Source organism: Eubacterium pyruvativorans (assembly GCF_900102225.1).
GTDB classification, from domain to species: domain Bacteria; phylum Bacillota; class Clostridia; order Peptostreptococcales; family Anaerovoracaceae; genus Aminicella; species Aminicella pyruvativorans.
Map to the genome: position 1 here is coordinate 1 of NZ_FNBF01000043.1, position 5,694 is coordinate 5,694.

Annotated in this window: 7 protein-coding genes; 4 read left to right on the top strand and 3 right to left on the bottom strand. The window is 51.5% G+C overall.

Annotated features, from left to right (window positions below):
- Positions 1 to 251 (top strand): hypothetical protein (locus BLQ24_RS10240; RefSeq protein WP_207644953.1); only part of this gene is annotated, 251 nt, incomplete at its 5' end.
- Positions 252 to 431: 180 nt separating this feature from the next.
- Here the strand turns inward: BLQ24_RS10240 and BLQ24_RS09705 are convergent.
- Positions 432 to 857 carry a hypothetical protein gene (locus tag BLQ24_RS09705; RefSeq protein ID WP_090164729.1) on the bottom strand — a complete coding sequence of 142 codons (426 nt, stop codon included), beginning with the start codon at positions 855 to 857 and terminating at the stop codon, positions 432 to 434.
- 245 nt (positions 858 to 1,102) lie between these two features.
- Between BLQ24_RS09705 and BLQ24_RS09710 the strand changes: the two genes are divergently transcribed.
- Both BLQ24_RS09710 and BLQ24_RS09715 read left to right on the top strand, forming a co-directional pair.
- The gene (locus tag BLQ24_RS09710) at positions 1,103 to 1,963 is read left to right on the top strand and encodes a DUF542 domain-containing protein (RefSeq protein ID WP_090164730.1); all 861 of its coding nucleotides are present in this window, start codon (positions 1,103 to 1,105) and stop codon (positions 1,961 to 1,963) included.
- A gap of 25 nt (positions 1,964 to 1,988) precedes the next feature.
- Positions 1,989 to 2,666 (top strand): Crp/Fnr family transcriptional regulator, encoded by a 678-nt coding sequence (locus BLQ24_RS09715; RefSeq protein ID WP_176755922.1) that lies wholly within the window; start codon positions 1,989 to 1,991, stop codon positions 2,664 to 2,666.
- 43 nt (positions 2,667 to 2,709) lie between these two features.
- On the opposite strand, the gene BLQ24_RS09720 is transcribed toward BLQ24_RS09715, so the two are convergent.
- Both BLQ24_RS09720 and BLQ24_RS09725 read right to left on the bottom strand, forming a co-directional pair.
- Entirely contained in the window at positions 2,710 to 3,597 is an 888-nt protein-coding gene (locus BLQ24_RS09720) for a competence type IV pilus major pilin ComGC (RefSeq protein WP_090164732.1), read from the bottom strand.
- A gap of 114 nt (positions 3,598 to 3,711) precedes the next feature.
- A complete protein-coding gene (locus BLQ24_RS09725; protein WP_090164733.1) occupies positions 3,712 to 5,091 on the bottom strand; it encodes an ATP-binding protein in 1,380 nt (459 codons plus the stop codon).
- A 364-nt stretch (positions 5,092 to 5,455) separates the two neighbouring features.
- Between BLQ24_RS09725 and BLQ24_RS09730 the strand changes: the two genes are divergently transcribed.
- Positions 5,456 to 5,694 (top strand): hypothetical protein (locus tag BLQ24_RS09730; protein ID WP_143004292.1); only part of this gene is annotated, 239 nt, incomplete at its 3' end.

Sequence of the window (5,694 nt, forward strand, 5' to 3'; positions counted from 1 at the left end):
TTCATCACGGTGGATTTCCCGCTCAGAAATGGAAATTTCTGCAACGAGAAAATAACCTTATGACGATAGCCATGCGAAAAGGAATTGTTCATGCGGACGGGTGCATGAAGTTGCGCAGCAGCGGATCGACGAATTGGATTCCGGGGATGGAAAGCCGCAGATTTCAATGGTTTCAGAGGGGTGATGCAATGAGGTATACGGGAGAAGGGCTGGAAGAATATACAATGAAACTTGAAGTGCCAAGCACCTAACTACGGATCGATCACCATTTCATTTTGTCCTTCTATGAAAACGTTCGAAAACGGATAAGTTTTTTCTTGTCTATCTCGAACCTATTCGATTCGAACAGAATAGAAATTATTCGTTTGAATTTCGAATAGAATATCGAATAGAATATTATTCTGTTCGATCGGAAGAATGATACTGCAGCGCTACTGAACCATCTGGCTCAGCTGGCTTCTGATCGCATTCACGCGCTGTTTTGCCTCGCTCACCTGATCTCTCGCCGTATTGATCCGATCCTGCATCAGCCAGTCTGCAATGAATCCGTCGAAGAAGAAATCGGCGAAGGAGAGAAAGTCTGCGGTATTGAACGGAAAGTCCACGAAGGAGTGGACGTCCTGAAGTTCCCGGCTGAATCGCTGCAGGGCGTCCCTGGCTTCGTTCAGGTCGGCTGCTGCATCGTCCATTTTGCTGTGTTTCACCATGGTCGTCAGAAGCCCGCCGCCCAGCATGTCGATGATGCCCCAGTTCGATGCGCTGTTCAGATGGGACTCGGCTCTGTCGAGGCACTGCAGCGCATAGTCGGCGGCCTGAATCGCTTCCCGAATTTCCTGTTCCTGATTCTGATTTTCCATATAGCACCTCGCATTCGTTTGGGCAGTTGTCTGTCCCCGGGGCCGGAGCCCTGAGGATCGGCCCGTGATGAGCTGACGGTCTGGTATAACCTCATTATACAATACGACAGTGGGCCAGGGAATCTGGGAGATATTTTTTTCAACGTTTTTCCAAACCTTGATTTCAATCAATTTCTTTCTCCGGATCATACAGTAGAATAGGGTCATTCAATGGAAACAGAAACGGAACAGGAAAGGAAGAAACGATGAATATCAATGAAAATATGACGCTGGCGGATGTGGTGAAGGAATATCCGCAGACGATCCCTTATCTGAATGAACTGCATCTGGATTACTGCTGCGGCGGCCATGACCCGATCCACGTTCTGGCCCGGGAGAAGAAGATGGACCAGGCAGAGCTGCTGGCGAAGCTGAATGAAATGGCAGAGAAGGCAGTGAACAGAAATACGAATACGGCGGACAGCATCAATCGTTTCCGGGAGCTCACTGTAAGCGAGATGTTGGATGATCTGGAGAGTACCCATCATATTACCGAGCGGAAGCTGATGAACGAGGCGGAAGCGTACCTGGACAAGATCCTGGTGGTGCACTATCCGCATCACGGAGAACTGCTGACCCGGCTGCATCACCTGTATATGATGCTGGAGGCGGACCTGAAGGAACATTTTGCAAAGGAAGAACGGCTGATCTTCCCGATCATGCGGGAGAACCCGACACCGGACTTCGACCAGGTCAATGCGGTGAAGGAACTGGAAGAGGAGCATTCGAAGGCGGGGGATCTGATCAAGAAGATCCAGGAACTCACCAACCATTTCACTTTGCCGAACGATGCCTGCGCTTCTTTTGCCCATACCTACGAGGTGATGGAGCAGCTCTTCGAGGATATCTTCGTCCATATCTTCAAGGAAAACTCCGTGGCATTCCCGGAATATTACGAGAAGATGCCTCACGTTGCGGAAACGCCGGGGGCCTGCGGCTGCGGTGAAGCCTTCGGAAAAACGTTCTGCGGATCCGAGGAGGAAAGTGTGGACAAATTCAAAGAAGCGGCCGATACTTATGCTGAAGAGATATTCCATAACACCTATACCGGCGGCCGGAACGCCTGATCATGCCGGCAGGAGGATCGAGCGAATGAATCAGATACCGGAACATTGTCATCACTGTCATGTGGACTGTCTGAAGGATGTGGTATTCCTAACAGATCTGGAGGCACCCCGGAAGGCGGAAATCATGGATCATGCGGTGCGTCAGACCTACCGGAAGGATGAGGTTATATTCCGGGAAGGAGACCCCGTCACCGCCATTTACGGGATTCACAGCGGAAAGGTGAAGCTCTGCCGCTATGATGAGGAAGGAACGGAACACATTATTCGTATTTTCACCGCCGGTGAAACGATCTGGGAGGGGCTGCTGCTGGAAGAGAGCAGCTACCCCTATTCCTGCGTGTGCGTGATGGAGGCGGATGTGTGCCGGATCCGGGGAGAGGATGTAAAAAAAACGCTGACGGATCCGGCCGCCGCCCTTCAGGTCATTCATTTCCTCAGTAAGGAGCTTCTGGATGCGAACAACCGGATTTCCCTGCTGAATGTCACCGCACCGAAGGCCCGGCTGTCGAAATTCCTGCTGCAGCGGGCCGAGCACATCCGCAGCGACGTCATTACACTCCGTCTGTCGGACATCGCCTCCAGCATCAATCTCAGGCCGGAGACCGTCAGCCGCAAGCTGAAGGAACTGGAGCAGGAGGGGCTGGTGGAGAAGATCGGCCAGAGCAGCCTGCGTATCCTGGATCCGGAGAAGCTGGGGGAGTAGGGCTATTTCCTGAAACAGGATATCAGCCATGATGATCTAATCATCAATTCAGATTAATTTTCTGCCATTGACTGTCGGATTTCTCCGGTCCGGACGTTGTATTTCCTCCGTCCTTATATACGTAGTAGTTGTTGTTAACCTTGCAGAGATCCCCTCTGGCTACATCTGTCCTCTGATTATTAAAATCGGACGAGTTCCAGATCTTTCCCGTGTATTTTGCTGCCGCATACCAGTTGACTGCATCATTCAAGTCCTGTTGAGTGTATTCATCATTCTTCAATGTAGCAGCCTTTGTCCCGAAATAAATGTAGCCCTTATAGCTGTAAACCATCCCCGGCACGATCGTGTATGATGCATTTTCAGCTGCGATTGCTTCCCATGAATGGGTTGCCGAGTTGAACGAATTCGGCAGATTCGTGTTTGGATTGATTGCATCCGGATCAGCTGTTCCGGAGGTTCCTCCACCTGTGTTCCCGCCGCTGTTCCCGGAATTACCACTCTCTCCGGCAGTGTTCCCGCTTTCACCGGAGCCGGAGCCGGAACCGGAACCTCCCTCGAAATGAAGAATCGCCATATTTCCGTCGAATTCCACCCAGGCGCTTCCGTTCGCTGCGGGGGATCCTTCCACCCGTCCGAAGGTACTGTTCAAATTCGCCTGCAGTCCGGCGTTCTGCCAACCTTCCTTCTTCTGTTTCAGGCTGATTGCGCCGTACCGTTCCTTGCCGTTAACCGAACCGGTCGTGTCGATGGCATCGGTCATGACCTGAGCATACTGGGAGCGGATGTTCGCTGCATCCGTCGCTTCCCGGGCCTTCTCCAGCTGGCTCGTGAAGGTTGGAATCGATATGGCAACCAGCACCGAAATGATCCCCACCACAATCAGCAGTTCCCCCAGAGTGAAGCCCTTCGTTCCCTTCAGTTTCTTCATCATTCGTTCCTTCATAATAATTACCATCGCTTTCACTGTTTGATGATTCTGCTTACAATCTTTCACTGACCTGTTAAACTCGCCATTCAGCGCCCCCGATATAGAGATAGTTCTGTATTACCGGTACATCTCCTCCAGACCAATGGTGATTCGTTCCGGGTCCGCCGCCGCCTCGAAACCGGAGCGGGAGAAAAAGCCGTAGCGGTAGCAGTTCAGCCCGGTATTTTTCACCTGGTCGATCTCCCGGCGGATCATTTCTTCTGTGATCGGTTTACTTCTGAACTTTGCCTCATAGAAAATATAGCCGGTTTCATCTTCGGTGACCACGTCGAATTCGCCGTTTTTTCGCTGCTCCGGAATGTCATAGTAGTATTTTCCGATCTGGAGAAACGGCGGGTCGATTTCACCGGCCCGGTTCCTTCGGATCAGGTACTGCCGGCACAGCATCTCGAAGCGGTTCGGGACGTACTGGCTTTCGAAATCGCTCTCGATGTAATGGGCGTAGAACGCCTCCGGATTCATCACGTTCATCTGGGAGCGGAAGCGGTAGATGTACCGGAAGTAGAAGCGGGACATGTTGTCGCTGATATAGTACCCGGCTTTCCGGGGATTGTTCTCATCGTTGATCGGTGCCTCCTTCACCACCACATCCATGGAGATGAGTTTCTTCAGCGTATCCGCCAGTGCCGGTCCGCTGGACACATGGGACTGATCCCGAATGTCCTTGAATTTCACGAACCCGCTGGCCAGGGCATCGAACACTTCATTCGCATTTTCGATCTTGGCTATTTCTGTTTTCAGGTAGTTGTCCACCTCGTCGATGAACCGGGCGTCCGGCGAAGCAATCAGCTCGATGACGTTTTCCCGCACAGAAAGGTTCGGGTCAATCATACGGTTGTAGTAAGGGATGCCGCCGAAAACACTGTACAGCCTGACCTTGTCTTCATCACAAAAATCCGGATAGAACCAGGCGGATTCGTAGTAGTCCATCTGCCTCAGATTGATGGACAGGTCGATCCTGCCGTACAGCGGATTGCTCTGCTCCAGCAGCGACTTCATGATCTCCACGTATGAACCACAGAGAACGAACTTCATGCGGGACGTGTCCTGATAGCGGTCGATGAAAGACTGGAGAACACTGTCCAATCCTTCCACCTTGTTCCGAAGGTACGGGTATTCATCCAAAACGAAAACGAAGGCTTCCGATTCACTGCGCTGGAAGATATATTCCAGCACCTCGCTGATACTGCGAAAGCCCAGCTTCGGGAGGCCGAACACCTCCGAAACAATGCGGGACAACCCCTCCACATTCGACTGCTCCTGACTTTCACTGCAGATATAGTAGATTCCATTCTCACCGCTCTCCCGGATCGACTGCTTGATCAGCTCGCTCTTCCCGACCCGCCGCCTGCCGTAGATCAGTGCGGTTCCGAAACCGTCCTTCCGATACAGCTTCTTCAGCCTGTTCAGTTCCTCTGTTCTTCCAATAAAATTCATTCGGTTCCCTCCGACTCAGTTGCTTCCGACCAAAGATTATCATACTGCAGGGGCTTTGTAAAGTGCGGGGGTGAGCGGGACAAAACCGAGTCGCAAGTTCCTATCACTGTATATTCTTCCCGGACCTCGTTTGGAATATCATTGCATCATAGTTCTGGAACCGTTGGAATCAGCGGCTTTCCGGTCACGGAATCAAATCTTTTGATCCGCCACTGCGCAACTTCATGCACCCATTCGCATGAACAATTCCTTTTCGCATGGCTATCGTCATAAGGTTATTTTCTCGTGACAGAAATACCCATTTCTGACCGGGAAATCCACCGTGATGAAGAGGTTGTCGAGTGAATTTAGGAGGAGAATGACAATGGTTAAGTCATCGAAGAAGGCTCTCGCAGTACTTCTCGCTGTTGCTTGCCTGATCACCTTCATGCCTGCTATGGCTTCCCAGTCCTTCGCAGCGAAGAAGCTGACTGTTAAGCCGGCGAAGAAGACGATCTACGTGAAGAAGTCTGTCACGCTGAAGGCAAACCAGAAGGTTAAGTGGTCTGCCAGCAAGTCCAGCCTGAAGGTTGTGAAGTTGACAAGCAAGAAGGCGAAGTCCGT